Genomic DNA, 22,350 nt, shown 5'->3' with positions numbered 1-22,350 from the left:
TATGCCATAGCCGCATTTCGGAAATGCGTTGATTTTGTGATGCAAGGGTGGACTTTGAGTTTTTGAGGTCTAAAACACCATCGAGCGAATGCTAAAGGCAAATCGAAGCCCTCTGCAATAGCGAATACGCGCTTTGCATATGTTTTTGGGGAACAGCTATGACATTCAAGACCTTCTTGCGCGGCGCTGTCGTCGCCGCAGCGGCCACGGTTGCATCTGTTGCACAGGCCCAGTCTGACCTCGAACGTCAGGTGACCGATCAGATCAGCGCGATGCTCCAGCAGGAGCGTACTGTTCTTAACGCGACAACCGTTGATCGGTTGCGCGAACTCGGCGGTGACGCGACGCTGCTGGGCGACGCCAGCGGTGCGACTATCATGAACGCATCCTTAACGGACGCCGACCGCGCAGAGCTGACGATGGACCTGCAGGACGTGCGGTTCGAACAGCAAACGCTGAGTGCGGCCCTTCCGATTGATGAGACGCTTCTGGCCAGTGCACCAGCCGCAGAGGGTGGCCCGCAATGGCAGTGTTTGACCATGGCGCTCTACCATGAAGCCCGCGGTGAGCCCATTGCAGGCCAGATCGCTGTGGCTGAGGTTATCCTGAACCGTGTGGATCACCCGCGCTATCCGAACACGATCTGTGGCGTGGTGGGGCAGGGGCAGCACCGCCGGAACGCCTGCCAGTTTTCCTTCATGTGCGATGGATTGTCTGACGCGATGAACGACAGCACGTCAGAGCGGCGTCTTGGTGTTTTGGCCCGTTTGATGATGGATGGTCGTCCCCGCATCCTGACGGATGGTGCGACTCACTATCACGCGGACTGGGTAAACCCACGTTGGGCGTCCCGTCTGGTGCGGACGGCTTGGATCGATGCGCATAAATTCTATCGCTTCCCCGATCAGGTCGCCTCAAACTGATCTGAGCTACGTTTTTTCGAACGGCCCTCCGCAGCGCGGGGGGCCGTTTCGTTTTGGGGCATGGGTCAGTTGTCGCATTGGCAAGTCGGCGGGCTCAGGCCATTTCCCCTCCCAATGGAGGACCCGGACATGCCGCACCCCTGGACACCCACCCGCAAGGCAGGCCTTGATGCGCTTGAGCATTATTCCGGCCAAATGGGGCGCGCCTACGCCGATGGTCGAAATTTCGATCTGGGCTGGCAGGATCAAACGACCTCCCGCCTGTCGCCGTGGCTGCGCCACCGCCTCGTCACAGAGGAGGAGGTTCTACGCGTCGCGGCCATGCAGGGCGGGTATGAGGCGTGCGAGAAATTCGTGCAGGAGGTGTTCTGGCGCGGCTATTTCAAGGGTTGGCTTGAGCAACGACCTTTCATCTGGCAGCGCTACCTGGACGCTCTGGACAGCGCGCAGATCGAGTTGAGCAAGGACCGCACGTTGCGCCATCGATATACAGCCGCGGTGGAAGGACGTACCGGGATCGAGTGTTTCGATCATTGGGCTCAAGAACTCGAACAGGGCGGTTGGCTCCACAATCATGCGCGCATGTGGATGGCGTCGATCTGGATTTTTACGCTGAACCTGCCTTGGGCCTTGGGCGCGGATTGGTTTCTCAGACATCTAGTGGATGGCGATCCGGCCTCGAACACCCTGAGTTGGCGCTGGGTGGCGGGGCTACATACGAGGGGCAAAACATATCTGGCCGATCCTGATAATATCCGACGGTTCACGAAGGGACAGTTTCACCCGGCCGGCCAGCTCTCGGATGTCGCACAAATGCCCGATGAGCCCGAGACAGGACCAGCTCTTCCCCTGCCAAAGCACGAGCCGGTTCGGCGTGACAAAGTCGGATGGCTGATGCTGACAGAGGACCTTGCGGGCGGATATGGGGATGGGCCTGTGCTGGCACTTCCGCCGCTGTCCGAGCGCGGTCACGGTGCGACTGGCAAGGTCGCCACTCAGTTCGAGCAGGCCGCGCTTGCGGATGCGGCTGAACGCTACAGTGCTGTCAAAACAACGGACTGGTCGGTTGAGGCGGTGCGCGATTGGATGTCGCAAAATAGTTTGCAAGAGTTGGCAGTCTATCAGGTGCCGCAGGGTCCACAAAATGATCGTTTTCTTAAGCTTGAGAGGGCACTTGGCGACCAAGATGTGACATTGATCCGTGTGCGGCGATCCTATGACGACGCTGTTTGGCCGCATGCACGGAAGGGTTTCTTCGCATTGAAAAAGCAGATCCCGGCGATCCTCGATGCGCTTGCGATCTAGCGCTTGCGCGTCAGCAATCGTGCTGAATAGGCGTAGAGGCAACCGACCAGAAAGAATAGGACCGTCATCGCCGCGACCCAGGCACCGACCGTCGCCCAACCGTCCCGTGTGGGATCAATGAAGAAATAGGGATACGTCCCGCCGATCAATCCGCGCACCAGCGCGTAGAGCAGATACGCAATCGGAAACAGGCACCAGAGTGCCGCATCTCGCGCGCCAAGGCTTCCCTTGTGCGCACGCATCACCCACCACCCAATCGTCACCACCGGTACGACGGTATGCAGTCCATGATCGGTGTAAAAGTCGATCATGTCGGGGGTGAAACCCTGATTGAGCAGGGCGTGATAGACCAGCATCACAACCGTGATCCAGACGGTGATAGCGGTTGAAAGCGAGGCCCCCGGACGCTGTCCGGTCAGGGCCGCGCGGGTCATGACGATGGCGACGGTGATATTTGTCAGGAAGGTAAAAAAGCGCAGCTGGCTCCAGATCACATCCAGCGGTGCGCCATCGCGTGAAATGTTCAGCCCTGTCTGGGCCGCAATGATGACCCACGCCAAGATGGCGATGGCAGCTTCCGGACGTGTCATGGCGGTCCCCGCATGTTTTTCGCAACAGCCTGAGTGCTGCTCGCCGGGCTGGCAACGCAATCCTCGCGCGACGTTGCGGCAATCGGGAGGGTTGCGCGCAGCCCGGCCCTTCGCTAAGCGCGACGAAACCCATCCTGCAAAGGGGCGCGCCCATGTCACCCATCCGCATTTTCTGGCTGGTCCTCGCCATTGTCGGCACTGTCTGGCCCATGTCCTATTTTTTGCCGTGGCTGGCTGAAAATGATTGGTCGCTTGTGGCGATGGGGCAGGCCTGGCACGTGTCGGACGCAACCTCTGGCTTGGTCTATGATCTAACAATCGCAGCGGTGGCCCTGACCGTTTGGATCATCGCAGAAGTCCGCGTGCGGCGCGACTGGTCAAGCTTGATCGCGATCCCTGCGATCTATTGCATCGGGGTCAGTTGTGGTCTGCCTCTCTACCTTTTCCTGCGTTCCCGCCCGCAACGCGCCTGACCTGAAAGACGACGACAATGGATCACTTCAACTACCGCGATGGTCAGCTCTTTGCCGAAGATGTACCGGTGGCAGAGATCGCGCGCGCCGTGGGCACGCCCGTCTACATCTATTCGACAGCCACATTCGCGCGTCATTTTCAGGTGTTTGATGAGGCGCTGGCGGGCATGGATCACTTGATCTGCTATGCGATGAAGGCCAATTCGAACATGGCCGTTCTGCGGGTTATGGCCCGTCTGGGGGCGGGCATGGATGTTGTCAGCATCGGTGAATATCAGCGGGCCCGCCTGGCCGGTGTGCCGGGGGAAAAGATCGTCTTTTCCGGCGTCGGCAAGACGGCTGAGGAGATGCGGATCGCCCTTGAAGGGGGCATCCGCCAGTTCAACGTTGAAAGTGAGCCGGAGATGGAGCGGCTTTCCCGCGTTGCGACAGAATTGGGCAAGATTGCCCCGATCACGGTCCGCGTGAACCCGGATGTCGACGCAAAAACCCACGCGAAAATTGCGACCGGAAAGTCCGAGAACAAGTTCGGCATCCCGATCTCCCGCGCACGAGAAGTCTATGCCCGTGCCGCCGAATTGCCTAGCCTTCAGGTCGTCGGCATCGACGTGCATATCGGCTCGCAACTGACTGATCTCGACCCTTACGAGATGGCCTTCAAGAAGGTCGCAGAACTAACAGAGACCCTGCGCGCAGACGGACATACGATCAAGCGTCTGGATCTTGGCGGCGGCCTTGGCATTCCCTATCGCCGCGCGAACGAGGCACCGCCTCTGCCATTTGACTATGGCGAAGTGGTGCGGCGCACCGTCGGCCATCTGGGATGCGAGATCGAAATTGAGCCCGGTCGCCTGATCGCTGGCAATGCCGGTCTGCTCGTCTCAGAGGTTATCTACCTCAAGGAAGGAGAGGGCCGCGATTTCCTGATCCTGGATGCGGCGATGAACGATCTGATCCGTCCCGCCATGTACGAAGCGTGGCACGACATCATTCCGGTGATCGAACCAGATGTCGCGGCAGAGCAGCGCCCCTATGACATTGTCGGCCCGGTCTGTGAGAGCGGCGACACCTTCGCAAAGCAGCGGCCGCTCCCCGCGATGGGCGAGGGGGATCTGGTCGCCTTCCGATCTGCAGGGGCCTATGGCGCGGTCATGTCTTCGGAATATAACTCGCGTCCACTCATCCCCGAAGTTCTTGTGGATGGGGACCGGTTTGCCGTCATTCGTCCCCGACCCAGCGTGCAGGAGATGATTGACCGGGACGTCGTGCCGGAGTGGCTGGCCGAATGACAAACGCCTTGCCCGTGGCATCACGTCGCTGTGGGGCAGCGCACATGGCCTTTTCCTTCTGATGTGGGCGCACTAGGCTTACGTTCAGAAGGCCCTCGGCAGTTGAGGGTGGAAGGGGTCATGAGCGAACCGACCAGATCAGAGCAGACCGACATCCTCGCCCGCTATCGTGGGCGATTGCAGCTGACCCGTGTCGTGATGGGGCTGGAGCGGTTTGTGCGCTGTTTTTGGCCTCTGCTCACTGTATTGATGACGGGCTTCGCGCTGCTGTCCTTCGGCGTGCAGGCCCTCTTTGCGGGGGGCGTATTCTTGCTTCCTGCATTGGGTCTTGCCGCGTTTGTTGCCCTGATCTGGGGCATATGGCGCGTCCGCATTCCCACTATGGAAGAGGCGGTATCGCGTCTCGACACTCAGGGTGTCGGGCAGGCGCTCGCCACACTGACTGACACGCCAGCCACCGGCAGCACCGGTATCTGGGAGGCGCATTTGCGTCGCACCCGCATGCGCGCTGACCGGCTGCGCCCACCGGCGCCGGATTTACGTGTCGCGCGCCGTGACCCTTGGGCCCTCCGCCTGATTGCAGCTGTGGCCTTCATCGCGGCACTGTTCTTTGCGCGAGGCGATGTTCTGGATGGTGGATTTCCCCCGGATGGGAGTTCGGCAGTGGCGGCAGGGCCGGTCTACGAGGCATGGGCAACCCCTCCGGGCTATACCGGCACGCCGACGATCTATCTGACAGAACGTCAGGACGACGCCTTCACGATTCCCTTGCCAGAGGGGTCAATCATCACCTTGCGCACATATGGTGAGGGTTTCTCCCTCAGCCAATCCGTTCAGTCGGCAGAGATTGATTTGCAGCTTGCGGCACCCGGCCTCTACGACGCGACCTTCCCCGTCGCCCAGGCCGGTGAGGTATCGCTAGAGCGCGGCGGCGCCGAACTTGTCCGCTGGCGCTTCACGGTGGGTGAGGACGCGGCCCCGACCATCAGCTTTGGTGAGGACGTTGGACGCGGCACCGGTGGCGTTTTGGAAGTTCCATTCGAGGCGCGCGATGATTTTGAGGTTGTTGCCGGTGCGGTCACGATCACGCTGCGCCCAGAGGCTGCTGATCGGCGCCATGGCCTGACCGTCGATCCGGTCGCTCGTGACGCGATCGTACTCGACCTGCCATTGCCACCGCGCGCCGGTGCAGAAATCTCGGACATGTTGGTTCAAGACCTGTCCCAGCACCCCTTTGCGGCTCTTCCGGTCTCATTGCGCCTCGAAGCGGTGGATGGGGCGGGCCAGTCCGGGCGCAGTGATGTGCTCGACATTGATCTGCCGCGCCGCAGCTTTTTTGATCCGCTCGCCCGCGCCATTGTCGAGCAGCGGCGAGATCTGTTCTGGAACCCGAATGCCAATGCCCGCCGCGTGGGTCAACTACTGCGCGCGATTTCGCATCAGCCAGCTGACCTGACCGCGCCACCAGACACGTTCCTGACCCTGCGTGACATCGTTGAGATGCTTGAGACTTCGGCCGCAGATGGTCTTTCTGAAGAGGAACTGGAGGAGATCGCGGAGGAGCTTTGGACCCTCGCCCTTGCGATTGAGGATGGTGAATTGGCCGATGCTGCCGCCCGTCTGCGCCGCGCGCAAGAACGGCTTCAGCAGGCATTGGAGGATGGCGCATCGGATGAGGAAATCGCCGAGTTGATGGAAGAGCTGCGCGAGGCGATGCGCGACTACATGGAACAGATGGCCGAAGCTTTGCGCAACGATCCAAACGCGCAGCCGCAAGATGGGGAGCAGTCGGGCGAAGGTATGCAAATGTCCCAGCAGGACATTCAGGACATGCTTGACCGTATTGAGGAACTCAGCCGTGAAGGCCGGACAGAAGAAGCGCAACGCCTGCTCGAACAGCTGCAGCAGATGATGGAAAACATGCAGATGACCCTGAACCAGCAGGGTCAAGGCCAAGGTGAGCCGCAGGAAGGCGACGGCGAAGGCGATGGAGAGGGGCAAGGCCGCCAAGGTCAGGTCGAAGACTCCATGCGTGAGCAGCAGGATCTCGCGGACCGCACCTTCGAAGAGTTGCAGCGCCAATTCCGTGAACGCCAAGGCGGCGCACCGCTGCTCGGGCAGGAACCCGGGGAAGGGCTAGAGGGTCTCGCCGAAACACAGGACGCGTTGCGCGACCTTCTCGACAGTCTGGAAGATGGTTTGGGCAGCGAAGCGCTTGAGGAAGCGGAACGCAATATGGCCGACGCGGCGGAAGCCCTGCGTCAGGATGATGGACGCCGGGCCTTGGATGAACAGGCTGAGGCTATGGAAAACCTGCGTGAAGGTCTCCGCCAGATTGAAGAGGGCGCCAATTCCGGTGAAGCCTCTGATGCCGAGCGACAGGGCGATGCCCCGGATTCGGAGAGTGAGCGTGCAGACGCTCGCGATCCCCTCGGCCGCCCGGTTGGGAACGGTCAGGCGCTCGAAGGCGGCTCCGATGTGGTGCCAGAGGCGGGGCCGCTGGGATCCATGCAGGATTTGCTCGATGAAATCCGTCGTCGATCGGGCGAGATGGATCGCACGGCAGAAGAGCGAAACTACCTTCGCGACCTTCTGGACCGCTTCTAGAAACAGAAACGGCACTGCCCATTCGGGAAGTGCCGTCTCGTTTCATACTTTGATTGCAGCTGATTATCCGAATGCGCCGCCAATCATGCCGCTCACAAGGTCCTGCAATGTCCCCCGCACGCCGTTGATCGCCCCGGAATAGTTCGTCAAGACGGGCTCAAGTGCGGGGACGATGGTGGAAAGCTGCGGGGCAGCGACATAGAGCGCTGTACCCAATGCAGCAATCAGCACAGCAGTGAAAAAGCCTAGCGAGCGTGCACGACCCGATCCTTTGGCCGCATCGTCCGCTTGTGGTTCATCACGGGGCAAATCGACAACATCGGTGTCCTCCGCTGCGGCGGCGCTCGCGTCTTCGGTCTGGCCGGGTCGACCGGGCCGTCCGGGGCGCGTTGGCCGCGCGCGGCGTGGAGCGAGCGGGATCGGGGTTGCACCCTCCGCCTGATCCGCCGGCTCTTCCGTCACCGGCTCGGGGCTGCCCTCGTCTAGCAGACGTTCAAGATCGGCGCTGATATCCTCTTCCGGCTCAGGGTCCGAGCGCTCCTGAGAGAAGATGGAGAACGGCACCACAGATGCCGTCTCATCCTGCGGCTCAGGCGCTGCATCCGGTTCGACCGGGTCGGCTGCGTCAGCCGTGGCCTGCTCGGACGGAGCGTCCGGAGTCGTGGTTTCAGCTGCCGCTTGCGTCGCCGCCTGTCTGGCCGCTTCGCGCGCCGCGCGTCGCTCCGCGCGCTTCGCCCGCATGGCTTCAAAGGCCGCTTCCGCATCTGTCTTGGTTTCGCGGGCTTCCGGTACCGGCGGGATGGCGAAATTTTCATCCTGCTCCGGTTCCGGTGCAACTTCAGGCTCAGCTTCAGCTTCAGGCTCGATCACCGGCGCGTCATCCGGCTCTGCCACATCATCATTGGCAGGGGTCTGAGGCACTTCCGAGCTGTCGAGGCCGAGTGCAGCCGCAATCGCAGATGACGTATCTTCCGACGCTTGCGCCTCAGGCTTGAATGGCGCGTCTACCTGTGGCTCCGCCTCATCAGTATTAGCATCAGCATCAGCAGCGTCGGTCTGCTGCTCAAACTCTTCCGATATCAGAGAGCGCCAGTCGTCCTCCGCTGGTTCTTCCGGTGCATCCGTTTGTTCCGCCCCTTCGATTAGGGGTTGCGCGTCTTCAACAATCGCGGTGTCTGGCTCTGGCTCTGGCTCTGGCTCTGGCTCTGGCTCTGGCTCTGGCTCTGGCTCTGGCTCTGGCTCTGGCTCTGGCTCTGGCTCTGGCTCTGGCTCTGGCGAAAGCGCCTCGTTGATGGCGGCACCCGCAACCGGAGCGGCCATCAAGGCACGCAACGCGTCTGCATCAAATCCACGATCTGCTTCGTCCCGTGTCGGCGCTGCATCCTGGTCAGCTTCTGCAACCGGTGCCTCGACAGGATCGGGAAGCGTGACGGGTTCGGGCTCCGGCGCAGCCTCGGGCAGATAGGCGACCCAACTGTTCGAACAGGTATTGCACCGCACGGTCCGCCCATGGGCCGGGATCGCCGACTCAGGTACTTCATATTGTTCGGCGCAATTCGGACAAATCAGTCGCATATCGTCTCTCGTCTTGTCGATCTGCCAACTGTCCCCCGACAGCGATGGCCCCCACATTCGGAAGGTCAGCCTAGCGTGCAATTTTGCGGGTGCATAGAGCGTAAGCCGTTGTTCCTTGCCAACTGTTCTGCAAAACTGCGCAGCAACCGCGTGGGGCGGGCAGGGGTGTCGGTTTGATCGAGTTTGAAGATGCGGGTTTCAGCTACGGTCAGGACCGGGTCTTGTCCGACATTGCGCTGTCGATTGCGCCGGGGTCCTTTCACTTTTTGACCGGACCATCCGGCGCGGGCAAAACCACATTTCTAAAGATGTGCTACCTCGCGCTAAAGCCCACCGACGGTCGCCTGTCGGTCTTCGGCTCCGACGCTGTGAGCATGGACCGTGATGGTGTCTCGCATTTGCGGCGGCGCATCGGCGTCATGCACCAGAATTGCGAGTTCCTTGATCACCTGAGCGTGCGGGAGAATGTGATGCTGCCGCTCAGCGTCAGTGACCGGCGGACAGAGGAGACGCTTCAGGATTGTGAGGACCTGCTCGAATGGGTCGGGCTGACCGCACGCGCAGATGCGAAGCCCGCAGAACTCTCGGGCGGTGAGCGTCAGCGTGTCGCTCTCGCCCGCGCCGTCATCGGATCCCCGGATATTATTCTGGCCGATGAACCGACCGGCAATCTGGATTGGGAAATGGGCGAGCGGGTCCTGAGACTTCTGGTGGAGCTGAACAAGCTTGGGAAGGCCGTTTTGATCGCGACCCATGACCTTAATCTGATCCGTGCTGCCAAAAGCGATGTGAACGCGCGCAACCTGCGGCTGGCGCAGGGAAGGCTGCAAATCGCGGGGGCTGAACTGTGAATATCCCCTTTCGCAAGGCCGACGGTCCGCCCATTCAGGTGGTTCCGCCCAGCGGTGCGACGGCGCATCTGGTCACCGCAACGGCGTTTGCCATGGCCGTGTTGGCCGTTGTCGCGATCGCAGCCACGCTTGCCGCACACCGCCTTTCGGCGCGCTGGTCCTCAGAGCTTGCCCGGTCATCGACCATTACAATTCTTGCTCCGCCCGAGACCATGCAGCAGCAGACGGCGGCCGCCCTGCAGGCCGCGCAGACGACGCCCGGCGTCCTGCTCGCCCGTGTGCTGAGCGAACAGGAGCAGCAGGGCCTGCTGGCCCCGTGGCTGGGCACTGATTTGGCGCTGGATCTGTTGCCGGTCCCCAATGTGATCGTGATGGAGGAAACGCTGGATGGGCCGGACACGATGGGTCTGCGCCTGCGGCTGGCGGGGGAAGCGCCAGATGCGCTCTACGACGATCACACCCGCTGGCGCCGGCCGATGATGGCCGTCGCCGAACGGCTGCGACTGGTGGGCTACGGGGCGCTGGGTCTGATCACCTTATGTGTTGCAGCGATGGTCACGCTGGCCGCCCGCGCGGCGCTCTCGGCCAATCGTCAGGTGGTGGAGACCCTACGCCTGATCGGAGCACGGGATAGCTATATCGCCTCGGCCTTCGTGCAGCGCTTCGCATGGCGTGCACTGGTGGGGGCCGCTATGGGCAGTGTGCTGGCGGGCGCACTGATCGCGCTCAGCCCAGACGTCGCACGTGACGCAGCGTTTGCGGCCCAATTGCGTCCCTCAGGCCTGGAATGGCTCTGGATCGGGCTTGTGCCGTTGATTGCGGGGGCTGTGGCCTATATCAGCACCAGAATTGCTGCCGCGCGCATGCTGGCAAATGCGGCTGAGACTTAACGAACGAGACATATAGATGCTGTTGCTACGATCCCTGATCTTCAGCCTTGCGATGTATGTGGTGATGGCCGTGCTGGGGATCCTTTGGGCCATTCCGGCGCTGATCCGTCGCGATTGGGCCTATTGGATCATGGCCAAATACTGCCACATCGTGTTCTGGCTGCTCCGCGTGATCGTCGGTATCAAGGTTGAGATCCGGGGCGACGTGCCGCAGGGCGAATGCATCGTCGCGGCAAAGCATCAGTCTTTCCTCGACATTATCATGCTGATGGGCACGCTGCCGCGCCCGAAATTCATCATGAAGAAATCGGTCAAGTGGACGCCCATCGTTGGCTTTTACGCCATGCAGATCGGCTGCGCCCCGGTTGATCGCGGCAAGCACGGCGCGACCGCCGAGATGGTGGAGGACGTGGCCGAGGAACAGCAGGACCCCGGCCAGATCGTGATCTACCCGCAGGGCACACGCGTCGCGCCCGGGTTGCCCGCCCGCTATAAGCGCGGCACGGCGATCCTGTACCAGACGTTCAACCTGCCATGTGTCCCTGCGGCCACGAATGCGGGGCTTTTCTGGGGACGCAACTCCCTGCTGCGCAAGCCGGGCACGGCGGTGATCGAGTTCCTGCCAACCATCCCGGTGGGCTTGCAAGATGCCGAGTTCATGCAGCGCCTTGAGATGGAGGTCGAGATGGCCTCCAACAAGTTGTTGCCGGACTGAAATTTCCGACTGAAACCGTCTTCAGAGTAGCAATCATCACATTCCGGCACGGCCCAAAGTGCTAGAGAATTCAGAACGTATTTTCTGGATTGATGGAGATTCCCTGTGGCCCTGTTTTCTCGCCTCCGTGGTTCAAAAGGCCCCGACACTACGATAGCAAAAGCCGTGATTGCGCCTTCTGTTTTGACGATGGCCGCCGATGGCCGGATCGACAACAGCGAGATCGCCCAGCTTGCCAATTTATGTGGATTCAGCCCGATATTCTTTGGGATCGAGGGCAAGGTGATCAGCGACCTCATCAACCAGATCATTTCTGATGTGAGGGCAAAAGGCAGCGAGCAGGTCTTGCGTGAGGCCGCAGGGGTGCTCAGCCCGGCGTTGCGCGAAACTGCGTTTTGCTTTGCCGCGCGCATTTCTCTGGCAGATGGCACGATCGACCGGGCGGAGGAGGCGACGCTTGCGGCAACGGCGGCAGTTCTCGAAGTGAACCGGGACGTTCTTAACAAGATTCTCGATGTGGTTGTCATCTTGCAACGTCCGGCAAATGCCTGACGCAGCTGCAATGGATCCGAAGGAAGACAAGCTTCCGCTGTTCAGTGCCTATGTGCTGTTCAGCGAAGGCGTGCAGTTCGAGGCTGCTGAAATCTTTGATGCGCTGACCGAGGATTACCCGGATCTGGATGTGCGCCGCACGACCGGCACATTTATTAGGGATACCCTGTGTGACACCAACCAGTTCATTACCGAAGGAATTATCGGTTTGGACGGGGAAGATGCCGCTGGCCCTGTCCAGCTGGTGCGCCTGCCGGGATACGGGCAATGGGACTTCAAGGCGCTGCGTCCCATGGCCCGGGTCAACTGTCCGGATCTCGAAGAGCGACTGGCGCGCAATCGTTCCTATCTTGCCATTTCCGTTCCGGCAACTGGACGTGGACTGGTCGAGAAATTTACCGCAGCACGGCTGTGCAGCGCGCTGGCGGCGGTCTTTGCAAAACTGCCTGTGGCGCTTGCGGTCTACTGGGAACCAGCAGACCACTTCCTGTCACCTGAAAAGACAATCCAAATGGCCGATGAGGCCCTGCGAGACGAGTGGCCGATCCTGCAATGGGTCGGTTTCGATGCGGGATTTACACAGGATGGATCCGTGAAAGGTCTCTCTATTGGGATGCGCGCTTTCGCGGATTGCGAGGTCAGCTACGCGCCCGCACCGGTTGACATACCGACGTCAGTAACCGCGATGCATGCCTTCATTTGGCTCAAGCTCGTCTCGGGCAATCCGTTCAACGACGGTGACACCATTGGCAGTGAAGCGGATGCAGTCTCTGGCAAGGCAAACAGGCTCAGGCTCATTCCAAAAGGAAAGGAGGGCGCGTCTTGCGACACGTGGCTGATACTGCACCCAGAGCACAAAGCGGAAGATCTGCACAAATTTGTGGAGCCGAAGGCCGCCAACCCGCCGCCGTCTGGTGTTGACAACAATGTTCAGCCGCGTGCCGGTTTCTTTCAATCGATCCTGCGGGGCCGTCGACAGCGGCACTGAGTGTGTTCAATGCACACCGGCAGAGTGACCCGTGCCGGTGTGCAGAATGTCAAAGCCCTTTGGAGCCAAGATCGAGATAGCGCTGGCGGCGGGACTTGCGGCGCTCGTCGGGCGTCGCGTCGCCCAGTTCGGTGAGCATTGCGGAAATCGCCTTTGACACAGCTTCGATTGTCGCGCCCTTGTCGCGCTGTGCGCCGCCGACTGGCTCGGGAATGATCCGCTCGATCACGCCGAGTTTCTGCAGGTCTTGTGCGGTCAGGCGCAGTGCCTCTGCCGCCTCGCGCATTTTCTCTGCATCTTTCCACAGGATCGAGGCGCACCCCTCTGGGCTGATGACGGAGTAGATCGAATGCTCCAGCATTGCGACGCGGTCACCGGTGGCGAGTGCGACGGCGCCGCCCGACCCGCCCTCGCCAATAATGACAGAGACCATGGGCACGCCGAGGCTCAGGCATTTTTCCGTTGCGCGGGCAATGGCTTCGGATTGGCCGCGCTCTTCCGCACCCTTGCCCGGATAGGCGCCGGGCGTGTCTACGAGTGCGATAACGGGCAAGCCAAATCGGTCAGCCAGGTCCAACAGCCGTACGGCCTTGCGATAGCCTTCGGGCCGCGCCATGCCGAAATTGCGCATCAGGCGGGAGGCGGTGTCGTGGCCTTTTTCCTGACCCAGCACGACAACGGGTTGGTCATTGAACCGTGCCAGCCCGCCCATGATCGCGTGATCGTCGGCAAAGTTCCGATCACCGGCGAGCGGTGTGTATTCGGTGAAAAGCGCGTCGATATAATCTTTGCAATGCGGCCGCTCCGGATGACGGGCGACCAGCGTTTTGCGGTAGGCTGTCAGATCGCCATAGAGCTCGGCGAGCATGTCGGTGGCTTTCTGGTCGAGGGCCTTCGCCTCATCCTCCACCTTCATATCGGGGTCCTGACGTGCGAGGGCGCGCAGCTCCTCCGCCTTGCCCTCGATTTCAGCCAGTCCCTTCTCGAAGTCGAGATAGTTCTGCATGTCGCCCCTCTTGCCGCAACGTTCCGCGTGGAACGGATATAGGCGCGAGGGGCGGGGAAATGCAATCAGCCGGTGATCAGTTCGGCCTGTTTCACGATCACCTCGGCCTGACGGATCGAGGCAAGATCGACCAGACGGCCCTTGTAGACAGCCGCGCCGGAGCCGTCTTTCGTGGCCTGTTCCATCGCGGCCAGGATTTCACGGGCTTCCGTTATCTGGGCCTCGGACGGTGTGAAGACCTCATTGGCAAGGGCAACCTGCTTTGGGTGGATTGCCCACTTGCCGACCATGCCAAGCGTCGCGGAGCGGCGTGCCTGCGCCGTAAACCCTTGATCATCCGAGAAATCTCCGAATGGTCCGTCAACGGGCAAAAGACCGTGGGTGCGGCAGGCGGCGACAATGGCGGTGATCGGTGCGACCCACGGATCCCCCCAGTGGTGCGAGCCATCGGGGGCAACCATGTAGTAGTTTTCCTGCGTCCCGCCGATGCCCGTGGTCTGCATGCCCATGGAGGCGGCATAGTCCGCGGCACCCAGGCTCATCGCTTCCATCCGGGGCGAGGCTGCTGCGATTTCTTCGACATGGGCAAGGCCTGCCGCCGTCTCGATAATCACTTCAAAACGTACGGGTTTGGTGCGGCCCATCGCGGCCTCAACGGCGCTGGCAAGCGCGTCGACTGCATATATGTCGCCCGCATTGCCAACTTTCGGGATCATGAAGCGGTCGATGCGATCGCCAGCTTTTTCAAGGACTTCCACAACATCCCGATACCAGTAGGGCGTATCGAGACCGTTGATACGGACGCTGACCGTCTTGGTGCCCCAATCGACATCATTGAGCGCCTCGATGATATTGGCGCGCGCCTGCGGTTTATCGTCGGGGGCGACAGAATCTTCGAGATCCAGGTTGATTACATCGGCGGCGGAGGCGGCCATCTTTTCAAAAATCGCAGGCCGGGATCCGGGGCCGAAAAGCTGGCAACGGTTCGGCATTGAGGGGGCTTGTGGCTGCACCTTGAATGACATTCGGAATCTCCATCGCGAAAGGATGTTTCAATCTGATTTAGCTGAGGGGTATTTCGTTGCGCAAGCATCGTCAAGCGACGATTTGTGCGCCGCAGCGAAATTCATCCCGATCCACCAGAATTGCTCAATTTTACGATACACAACCTGTGCACAAAGCGTACACAGCCCGTACACCGCGCATTCCGCTGTGCGTGTGCGAAGTCGTTTGCCTTGACACCCAATCACACCACCTCGCCTGCCATGCAGGAGCGGCTATTCGAGATGTCAGACCGGGAAATGCTGGAGCAACGCTGGCTCCAGTTGACGCGAGAGGTGTTGCCCGAAGTTGCGCGGGCGCGCGGCTGGCCGGTTCATCTCGACCACTGCTTTCAGCGCGTCCTCCTCGACCATGCTTGCGGAGGCGTTTGGTATGACACGATTGCGCAGCGCCCTGCCTACGCCCATGCGCCTGAGGCCATCCTGCGTGCAGCGGTCGAGACCGGTGAGGCCGCACTGCGCGGAGAAGCCGACTTGCCCGCGATGAACCGCGCCAGTTTGAGTTGGCGCGGCAAAGGGTAAGCGGCGCGTTTCGCTGGATGGCCCCGGATCAAGGCCGGGGCGCAGCGAGCATCACTGAAGATCGGCGAAGGCGTTTTGCAGCCGGTCCACAGCTTCCACGACCAAGGCGCGGCGGGTGGCGATGTTGAAGCGCAGCCAGTTGTCGCCGCCCTTGCCGAAGGTGGGGCCGTGGTTCGGGGCGATCTTGGCCTCTGCCTGAACGCGGCGCTGAATCTCCGCCTCGTCCATGCCGGTGCCGTTGAAGTCGACCCATTCGAGATAGGTGGAATTAAGGCGCATCGGGTTGACGCCCGGAATGGCGGCTACGCCATCCTCAAAAATGCGCCGGTTCTCATCCAGATAGGCAATGCAGGCTTCCAGCCACGCGTCACCTTCGGAATAGGCCGCCGTCGTCATCAGCATGCCGAACCGGTTGGGCGAGGCGCCGGAGGCCAGATGGATCTTCTGAAACTTCGCGCGCATTTCTACATCAGCGATCGTGACATTGCCGGTCATGCCGCCTGCCAGGTTGAAGGTTTTTGACGCGGCGGTCAGCGTGATGAGGGTCTTCATCTGGGGGCGCAATGTTGCGAGCACGTGGTGCTTTGCGCCGCCAAAGACCAGATCATGGTGAATCTCGTCGGAGATCAGGATGAGGTTATGCGCCTCACAAAAATCAGCCAGCGCTGTCAGCTCTTCTGCCGTCCAGACCGTGCCACCGGGATTGTGGGGGGAGCAGAGGATGACCATGCGCAGGCCGTCCAGCATGCCCTCCAACCGCTCCAGATTCATCTGGAAGCGGCCATCGACAACATCCATCTCGCATTCGACAAGACGGCGCTCATTGGCGTGAATCATCTTGGCAAAGGCGTGATAGACGGGCGTGAACAGGGCCACACCGTCGCCCTTTTCCGTGAAGGCCTGCAGGCAGAGGCCGACACCGGAGACAAGACCGTGCGTGGTGGAGATCGTGGCCGGATCAACGTCCCACCCGTGGCGGCGGCTCATCCAGCCGGTGATCGAGTCTTTGTACGGTTTGTCATTGCCAAAATAGCCGAAGACACCGTGCTCCACCGCCTCGCGCATCGCGGTTTGCACGGCGGTGGGTGGCTTGAAATCCATATCCGCGACCCACATCGCGATACCATCATCAGGAGAGACTCCATAAAGCGCCTCGCACGCGTCCCACTTGACCGAGTGGGTGTTGCGGCGGTCGATGACTTCATCAAAATTCACGGGCATGTGGGCGCTCCTTTACTGTCAGGGGGAGCGTAACGCGCAGGCGGGCAGGGGCAAGGGCGTCATTGTATCGTTGCAAGGGCGCGCGTGGCGGCTTATGTCACGCGGCCATGATACGCCCGATCCTGATCCATCCCGATCCCCGCCTGAAAAAGGTCGTCGATCCCGTCGCTGAGGTCGATGACGCCGTGCGCAAGCTGGCCGACGACATGCTTGAGACGATGTATGACGCGCCGGGCATTGGTTTGGCCGGCCCACAGATCGGCGCGATGAAGCGCATGTTCGTCATGGACGTGGCTGAGAAGGATGCAGAGCCGGAGCCGATGGTTCTGATCAATCCAGAGATCCTGTGGTCGTCCGAGGAAGAGGACGTCTACGAGGAAGGTTGCCTGTCCATTCCCGATATTTACGCCGAGGTCACACGCCCGGCCGAGATCGAGATGCGCTGGACAGATCGCGATGGCGCGATGCGCGAGGGCAAGTTTGACGGGCTGGCGGCAACCTGTGCCCAGCATGAGTTGGACCACCTGAACGGCAAGTTGTTCATCGATTATCTTGGGTCGGTCAAGCGCATGACCATCACCAACAAGATGAAGAAGTTGAAGAAGAGCCGGGCATGACGCGGCCCTTTCTGCCGTGGCCGGATACTCGTCTGCGCCGTGCTGTCCCCGAGGTTGAGATCGTGGATGATGGCGTGCGCGCGGTTTGGGATGAGATGCTGGCGGCGATGTATACGATGCCCGGCGTCGGGCTGGCTGGCCCACAGATTGGCGAGATGCGGCAGCTGGCCGTTGTCGATTGCTCAACCAAGGGCGATGAGCCTGTGCGCATGGCCAACCCGCGTGTGCTTCATGCCTCCGTCAAATTGCGCGCGCATGAGGAAGCCTCCCCCAATTTGCCGGGCATATCGGCGATGATCGAACGGCCTCGGGCTGTGACCGTGGCGTTTCTGAATGAGCGCGGGGAAGAGGAAGAGCGCGACTTCGTCGGCCTCTGGGCCACGAGCGTTCAGCATCAGATCGATCACCTCAACGGCAAGGTTTTTGTGGATCGGTTGAAGCCGGTGAAGCGACGGATGCTGCTGGCGAAATATGAAAAGCTGCGGCGGCGCGGCTAGCGGCTTAGCTCTTCTTGGCGACCGCCGTCGCGAAGACCTGATAGCCGTAAAGCGTGCCGCGTTGCATCCGGCGGTGATACTCTTCGATCAGACCCTGGTGGAGTGTTTCCCCGATTTCACCCCGTTCGAGCATGAGCCGCGCGGTCTCTGCGACCCAGGGCAACATTTGTTCATTGTCGAGCACCGGTCGGCTGCGCAGGTCGAAATGGCTGAGCGTCAATCCGCATGCGCTGATCAAATCGCGCAGCTTGGACACAAGGTGCGGATCGGTCACAAATTCCCGCACGAAGTACCGCGCGCAAACTTGTAGTGGATCATCCTCGAAGCTGCCGAGCGAGGCTTTCGAGAAGTCGGCGTCGCAGATCATCATGGTGCCGCCAGGTTTCAGGATGCGGGTGGCCTCGGTCAGTATAGTGTCGGGTGCTGTGACGTGGGTTAGGACCGTGTGCAGCACCACGTTATCTGCGGATTGATCGTCAAAGGGCAGGTCTGCGCCGTCTGCCACCGCGAAGGAGAGGTTGGCCCGGTCGCCTGCACGCCGCGCGGCTTCGCGAATGAACCCGTTTGAGGGGTCGAGGCCGACCACCTTTGCCGGGTTGGCGTGATCTGCGATGCGCCGTGTGATCGCGCCCGCGCCGCATCCGACCTCTACGGTCAGGCCATCCGCAGCGAAATGCGCGCGTCCCAGATAGTCGGCAACGATGGCCTCCATCGTCGGGTCGTCTTGCCGGGCATCCATTGAGTCAGCGAAAGCGGCGATGAAGTCTTCACCGGCAGCATCAACGTTCTGAAATGGGTCTGCCATGTTGCGACCTCCCTGTTCTGCGAGCGGGGAAAGGATAGCGATCTTGCGGTGCTGCGTCAGCCTCCCTTGCGCTTTTGAGGCATTCGGGCCAGTTCTGCGTCTGTAAAGTGGAAGAGAGGGCCGAGGATGCGATTGATCTTCATGGGCACACCGGAGTTTTCGGTCCCGGTGCTGGAGGCTTTGGTCGAGGCCGGGCACGAGATTGCCGCCGTCTATACCCAGCCGCCGCGTCCGGCGGGGCGGGGCAAGAAATTGCGACCCTCCCCGGTTCAAGCGCGGGCAAAGGCGCTGGGCCTTGTGGTTCGCCACCCGACATCGCTGAAGGGAGCGGAAGAACAGGCCGCCTTTGCAGCATTAGAGGCTGAGGCGGCGGTTGTCGTTGCGTATGGGTTGCTCTTGCCGCAGGCCATTCTGGACGCGCCTGCGCGCGGCTGTATCAACATCCATGCCTCGCTGCTGCCACGCTGGCGGGGGGCGGCGCCGATCCACCGTGCGATCATGGCTGGAGATCAGGAAACTGGCGTGTGCATCATGCAGATGGAGGCCGGTCTGGATACCGGGCCAGTTCTGTTGCAGGAGGCACTGCCGATCGCAGCGCGGGAAACAACGGCAGAGCTGCATGACCGATTGAGCGCGCTGGGCGCATCGTTGATCGTAACGGCGCTCGACCGCATAGACGCCCTGAAGCCGACGCCGCAGCCTGAGGCTGGTGTCACCTACGCCCACAAGATCGACAAGGCAGAGGCCCGCATTGACTGGACCCGCCCTGCGGTCGAGCTGGATCGTATCATTCGCGGGCTCGCTCCGTTTCCGGGGGCATGGACCTTACAGGACGGTGCGCGGATCAAGGTGCTGATGGCGCGACCCGATGCAGGTGAGGGGCAACCTGGCGAAGTGCTCGACGATGCCCTTCGTGTGGCGTGCGGCACGGGTGCCCTGACGCTGGAACGCTTGCAGCGTGCAGGGTCAAGCGTGCAGGATGCTGATGTATTTCAGCGGGGAAGCCCCATATCCAAGGGAACGCTTCTGGGAGAGTAACGCTATGATGTCCTTTTTCTTCAGCATGGTTCTGGGTGGCATATTCGGCTACGCCTCCGAACGGCTGGGCTTCACACATAATGGCTATGTGCCGTCGATCATCATCGCGATGGGCGGCACGATCCTGTTCTTTTTTGTCGGTCGTATGTTCGGGATCAGCTTCGGCCCACCGGGCGTGAACGCGCTGATTGCATCTGCCGGTGCCTTATTCCTGATCCCGACTGAGGTGGCCTATCGCCGTCGGAACAAGCGCGGTCGCAGGTAGGGCACTGTGCGCGTTGCCATTGTCGGGGCGGGCATTGCGGGGTTGTCTGCCGCGCTCGCCTGCGCGCAGAGGGGCCTGACGGTCACCATCTTCGAGCAGGCAGCCGCGTTGGGGGAGGTCGGCGCTGGGCTGCAACTGGGGCCAAATGCCGTTGCAGTGCTCGACGCGCTGGGACTGGGCGAGGAGGCGCGGGCCCTCGCCACGCGGCCCGATGCCGTGGTGATCCGCGATCACTGGACCGGAGCGCGCCTGATGCAGGTCGCGATGGGTGACGCGGCGGAGGCGCGCTGGAAGCGACCGCTGCTGGCCTTTCATCGGGCTGATCTGATCGGATTGCTGGCAAATGCGGTTGAGGCGGAGGGCGTGACGTTTCGCCTGGGAACGGCTGTCGCGCCGGAGGGGGCCGTTGATGGAGACGTGGGCGGCGACCGCTTTGACGTGGTGATCGGGGCCGATGGCGTTAAATCGGGATTGCGCGCGGCGCTGGGCGAGATGCCCAAGGCTGATTTCACCGGCTTTGCGGCATGGCGGGCGCTCACCCCCCGTGCCCCGGATGCGCCCAATCGGACAGAACTCACCATCGGGCCGGATCGGCACATCGTCACTTATCCGCTCCGCGGGGGGCGTTTGACCAATATCGTGGCGGTGACGAAACGGATTGATTGGCGGGCGGAGGGTTGGTCAGAGGTTGATGACCCCGACAACCTGCGGCGCGCCTTTGACGGCTGGTCCCATCATGCGCAAGACGCGTTGGCGGATGTAAGGGATACGTTTCTCTGGGGGCTGCTCTCGCACCCGGAGCTGCCCCATTGGCACAAGGGCAAACTGGTCGTGATCGGTGATGCCGCCCACCCGATGTTGCCCTTTCTGGCGCAGGGTGCGGCCATGGGGTTGGAGGATGGCTGGGCGCTCGCCCACTGTCTGTCACAGGGGGCTGATCTGGCGCGGTTTGAGGCGCATCGCAAGGCGCGTGCTACGCGGATGCAGGCGGCTGCTGTGACGCAGGGCCGGATCAATCATACCGGTTTGCCACTGCGCCCCGCATTGCTTGCCGGGATGGCCGTCACCGATCGGCTTTTCCCACGGTTTGGTCAACGGCGTATGGACTGGATTTACGGGCATGATCCGGTGGCGGAGGCTGCGATCGCCTTCGGTAGTAATAAGATCGACTAGAACACCCAAAGTTGAATCTGAGAGAGATTGCTCGCGACAAAGCGCCCGCGCAACGGGCCCCGTTGCGCCGCGCCGTTCCGCCCCCACGGGGCGGCGCGATTGCGCCACCCCTCGGAACGGCGCCTTTGCGTCAGATTTTGTATTTTGAGAATTGGACGAGTAGCGACCGCTCTACTCCGCCAGCTCAATCTTGATCGGCACGTGATCCGAAGGCTTTTCCCTGTCGCGCACATGGGCGTCGATCTCGCAGGAGAGCAGGCGGTCCGCCGCTTGCGGGCTGAGCAGCAGGTGATCGATACGAATGCCGTCATTCCGCTGCCGTGCACCCGCCTGATAATCCCAGAACGTATAGGTTTCGGACGCGCGCGTCGTTGCACGCAGGGCGTCGGTCAGGCCCAGATTGAGCAGGCGGCGAAACTTCTCGCGGCTTTCAAGACGGAAGAGCGCATCGTCGCGCCATGCATCGGGGCGGGCGGCGTCTTCGGCCTGCGGGATGATGTTGTAATCGCCCGCCATGACGAAGGGTTGCTCTGTTGCCAGAAGCTCTTCTGCGCGGGCGTGCAGGCGGTCCATCCAAGCCAGTTTGTAATCGTATTTCGGCCCCGGTGTCGGGTTGCCATTGGGCAGGTACAGCCCGCACAGCCGCACACCGTCCACCGTTGCCTCGATATATCGGGCCTGCTCGTCGCTGTCGTCGCCCGGCAGACGGCGGGTTACGTCCTCGAGCGGGCGGCGCGAGAGGATCGCGACCCCGTTAAAACCCTTCTGACCGTGTGTTTCGACATTGTAGCCGAGATCTTCAATCGGTTCGCGGGGGAAGGCCTCGTCCACCGACTTGATCTCTTGCAGCAGGGCCACATCGGGCTTTGCCTCTTCCAGCCATTGCAAAAGGGCGGGCAGGCGCGCCTTGATCCCGTTGATATTGAAGCTGGCGATGATCATTCGGGCCTCCGCTGCCGGTCTGGGTTCGGTCTATCGGGCAGGCCGGGCCGGGGCAAGTCGCCCTCACATGGAGAAGGACGTACCGCAGCCACAGCTGGAGGTGGCGTTTGGGTTGTTGATCACAAACCGCGCGCCGATCAGCTCTTCTGTGAAGTCGATCACCGCATTGGACAGGAAGGGGAGGGAGACGCTGTCGACCAGCACCTTCTGCCCGTCCTTTTCGAGGACGAGATCATCGTCGCCCGGGGCGTCTGCCAGCTCGATTTCATATTGAAAGCCGGAGCACCCGCCGCCCTCGACCGCGACGCGCAGGGCCTTCGCCTCTCCGGTGGCGGCGTTGATTTCAGCGAGACGCGCAAAGGCGCGGTCCGAGACTTTGGGTGGCAGGTCGAGGTCCATGATTGCCCCTCTCCAGTATCTGTGCGATTCACTCAAGAAATAGGGC

At 61.5% G+C, this 22,350-nt stretch carries 24 protein-coding genes; 16 read left to right on the top strand and 8 right to left on the bottom strand.

The features are described 5' to 3' along the window. Positions 1-158: 158 nt before the first annotated feature. Together POI8812_RS11100 and POI8812_RS11095 are read left to right on the top strand one after the other, a co-directional pair. Positions 159-923, top strand: coding sequence for a cell wall hydrolase (locus POI8812_RS11100; protein WP_245895377.1), 765 nt, complete (start codon positions 159-161; stop codon positions 921-923). 129 nt (positions 924-1,052) lie between these two features. Beyond that, complete coding sequence (locus POI8812_RS11095) at positions 1,053-2,228, top strand: FAD-binding domain-containing protein (RefSeq protein WP_245895376.1); 1,176 nt, start codon at positions 1,053-1,055, stop codon at positions 2,226-2,228. On the opposite strand, the gene POI8812_RS11090 is transcribed toward POI8812_RS11095, so the two are convergent. Then, positions 2,225-2,818, bottom strand: a complete 594-nt coding sequence (locus POI8812_RS11090; RefSeq protein ID WP_108782668.1) for a Pr6Pr family membrane protein — start codon at positions 2,816-2,818, stop codon at positions 2,225-2,227. The genes POI8812_RS11095 and POI8812_RS11090 overlap by 4 nt on opposite strands. A gap of 152 nt (positions 2,819-2,970) precedes the next feature. Here POI8812_RS11090 and POI8812_RS11085 point away from each other — a divergent pair, with 152 nt between their 5' ends. From POI8812_RS11085 to POI8812_RS11075, 3 genes are all read left to right on the top strand, one after another. After that, positions 2,971-3,291 carry a DUF2834 domain-containing protein gene (locus tag POI8812_RS11085; protein WP_108782667.1) on the top strand — a complete coding sequence of 107 codons (321 nt, stop codon included), beginning with the start codon at positions 2,971-2,973 and terminating at the stop codon, positions 3,289-3,291. A 17-nt stretch (positions 3,292-3,308) separates the two neighbouring features. After that, complete coding sequence (gene lysA / locus POI8812_RS11080; RefSeq protein ID WP_108782666.1) at positions 3,309-4,580, top strand: diaminopimelate decarboxylase; 1,272 nt, start codon at positions 3,309-3,311, stop codon at positions 4,578-4,580. 120 nt (positions 4,581-4,700) lie between these two features. Then, positions 4,701-7,187, top strand: a complete 2,487-nt coding sequence (locus POI8812_RS11075; RefSeq protein WP_108782665.1) for a DUF4175 domain-containing protein — start codon at positions 4,701-4,703, stop codon at positions 7,185-7,187. A gap of 63 nt (positions 7,188-7,250) precedes the next feature. On the opposite strand, the gene POI8812_RS11070 is transcribed toward POI8812_RS11075, so the two are convergent. Further along, complete coding sequence (locus POI8812_RS11070) at positions 7,251-8,762, bottom strand: zinc-ribbon domain-containing protein (RefSeq protein ID WP_181377199.1); 1,512 nt, start codon at positions 8,760-8,762, stop codon at positions 7,251-7,253. Positions 8,763-8,935: 173 nt separating this feature from the next. On the opposite strand from POI8812_RS11070, the gene POI8812_RS11065 reads away from it, so the two are divergent. The 5 genes from POI8812_RS11065 to POI8812_RS11045 all read left to right on the top strand — a co-directional run bounded on the left by POI8812_RS11065 (position 8,936) and on the right by POI8812_RS11045 (position 12,758). After that, a complete protein-coding gene (locus tag POI8812_RS11065) occupies positions 8,936-9,613 on the top strand; it encodes a cell division ATP-binding protein FtsE (protein ID WP_108782663.1) in 678 nt (225 codons plus the stop codon). Next, entirely contained in the window at positions 9,610-10,503 is an 894-nt protein-coding gene (locus tag POI8812_RS11060; protein WP_108782662.1) for a cell division protein FtsX, read from the top strand. The genes POI8812_RS11065 and POI8812_RS11060 overlap by 4 nt, the downstream gene beginning before the upstream one ends. Before the next feature lie 16 nt (positions 10,504-10,519). Beyond that, a complete protein-coding gene (locus POI8812_RS11055; protein WP_108782661.1) occupies positions 10,520-11,218 on the top strand; it encodes a lysophospholipid acyltransferase family protein in 699 nt (232 codons plus the stop codon). A gap of 105 nt (positions 11,219-11,323) precedes the next feature. Beyond that, positions 11,324-11,770: a tellurite resistance TerB family protein gene (locus POI8812_RS11050; RefSeq protein ID WP_146186160.1), complete on the top strand. Its 447-nt coding sequence runs from the start codon at positions 11,324-11,326 to the stop codon at positions 11,768-11,770. After that, the gene (locus POI8812_RS11045) at positions 11,763-12,758 is read left to right on the top strand and encodes a hypothetical protein (RefSeq protein WP_108782659.1); all 996 of its coding nucleotides are present in this window, start codon (positions 11,763-11,765) and stop codon (positions 12,756-12,758) included. The genes POI8812_RS11050 and POI8812_RS11045 overlap by 8 nt, the downstream gene beginning before the upstream one ends. 49 nt (positions 12,759-12,807) lie before the next feature. Here the strand turns inward: POI8812_RS11045 and POI8812_RS11040 are convergent, their stop codons facing one another. Then, a complete protein-coding gene (locus POI8812_RS11040) occupies positions 12,808-13,764 on the bottom strand; it encodes an acetyl-CoA carboxylase carboxyltransferase subunit alpha (RefSeq protein ID WP_108782658.1) in 957 nt (318 codons plus the stop codon). 65 nt (positions 13,765-13,829) lie between these two features. Then, positions 13,830-14,789 (bottom strand): HpcH/HpaI aldolase/citrate lyase family protein, encoded by a 960-nt coding sequence (locus POI8812_RS11035; RefSeq protein WP_108782657.1) that lies wholly within the window; start codon positions 14,787-14,789, stop codon positions 13,830-13,832. A gap of 261 nt (positions 14,790-15,050) precedes the next feature. Between POI8812_RS11035 and POI8812_RS11030 the strand changes: the two genes are divergently transcribed. Beyond that, the gene (locus POI8812_RS11030) at positions 15,051-15,347 is read left to right on the top strand and encodes a GCN5-related N-acetyltransferase (RefSeq protein ID WP_108783205.1); all 297 of its coding nucleotides are present in this window, start codon (positions 15,051-15,053) and stop codon (positions 15,345-15,347) included. A 51-nt stretch (positions 15,348-15,398) separates the two neighbouring features. On the opposite strand, the gene POI8812_RS11025 is transcribed toward POI8812_RS11030, so the two are convergent. After that, positions 15,399-16,568 carry a MalY/PatB family protein gene (locus POI8812_RS11025; RefSeq protein WP_245895373.1) on the bottom strand — a complete coding sequence of 390 codons (1,170 nt, stop codon included), beginning with the start codon at positions 16,566-16,568 and terminating at the stop codon, positions 15,399-15,401. A gap of 107 nt (positions 16,569-16,675) precedes the next feature. Here POI8812_RS11025 and def (POI8812_RS11020) point away from each other — a divergent pair, with 107 nt between their 5' ends. Both def (POI8812_RS11020) and def (POI8812_RS11015) read left to right on the top strand, forming a co-directional pair. Beyond that, positions 16,676-17,185, top strand: a complete 510-nt coding sequence (gene def, locus POI8812_RS11020; RefSeq protein ID WP_108782656.1) for a peptide deformylase — start codon at positions 16,676-16,678, stop codon at positions 17,183-17,185. Beyond that, the gene (gene def, locus POI8812_RS11015; protein WP_108782655.1) at positions 17,182-17,682 is read left to right on the top strand and encodes a peptide deformylase; all 501 of its coding nucleotides are present in this window, start codon (positions 17,182-17,184) and stop codon (positions 17,680-17,682) included. The genes def (POI8812_RS11020) and def (POI8812_RS11015) overlap by 4 nt, the downstream gene beginning before the upstream one ends. 4 nt (positions 17,683-17,686) lie before the next feature. On the opposite strand, the gene POI8812_RS11010 is transcribed toward def (POI8812_RS11015), so the two are convergent. Beyond that, positions 17,687-18,487 carry a class I SAM-dependent methyltransferase gene (locus tag POI8812_RS11010; protein ID WP_108782654.1) on the bottom strand — a complete coding sequence of 267 codons (801 nt, stop codon included), beginning with the start codon at positions 18,485-18,487 and terminating at the stop codon, positions 17,687-17,689. A gap of 126 nt (positions 18,488-18,613) precedes the next feature. Here POI8812_RS11010 and fmt point away from each other — a divergent pair, with 126 nt between their 5' ends. The 3 genes from fmt to POI8812_RS10995 are packed head-to-tail and all read left to right on the top strand — an operon-like array spanning position 18,614 to position 20,963. Further along, a complete protein-coding gene (fmt, locus tag POI8812_RS11005; RefSeq protein ID WP_108782653.1) occupies positions 18,614-19,525 on the top strand; it encodes a methionyl-tRNA formyltransferase in 912 nt (303 codons plus the stop codon). A 4-nt stretch (positions 19,526-19,529) separates the two neighbouring features. Continuing rightward, positions 19,530-19,790: a hypothetical protein gene (locus tag POI8812_RS11000; protein ID WP_108782652.1), complete on the top strand. Its 261-nt coding sequence runs from the start codon at positions 19,530-19,532 to the stop codon at positions 19,788-19,790. A gap of 6 nt (positions 19,791-19,796) precedes the next feature. Further along, on the top strand, positions 19,797-20,963 hold the full coding sequence (locus POI8812_RS10995) for an FAD-dependent oxidoreductase (RefSeq protein WP_108782651.1): 1,167 nt from the start codon (positions 19,797-19,799) through the stop codon (positions 20,961-20,963). A 171-nt stretch (positions 20,964-21,134) separates the two neighbouring features. Here the strand turns inward: POI8812_RS10995 and xth are convergent, their stop codons facing one another. Further along, positions 21,135-21,905: an exodeoxyribonuclease III gene (gene xth, locus POI8812_RS10990; RefSeq protein WP_108782650.1), complete on the bottom strand. Its 771-nt coding sequence runs from the start codon at positions 21,903-21,905 to the stop codon at positions 21,135-21,137. Between the two features lie 63 nt (positions 21,906-21,968). Next, complete coding sequence (locus POI8812_RS10985; protein ID WP_108782649.1) at positions 21,969-22,304, bottom strand: HesB/IscA family protein; 336 nt, start codon at positions 22,302-22,304, stop codon at positions 21,969-21,971. Positions 22,305-22,350 lie beyond the last annotated feature (46 nt).

It is taken from the genome of Pontivivens insulae, from assembly GCF_900302495.1.
In the GTDB taxonomy this organism is placed as follows: domain Bacteria; phylum Pseudomonadota; class Alphaproteobacteria; order Rhodobacterales; family Rhodobacteraceae; genus Pontivivens; species Pontivivens insulae.
Note: the sequence above shows the minus strand (reverse complement) of the source record. Positions and strands in the feature narration are given on the sequence as shown.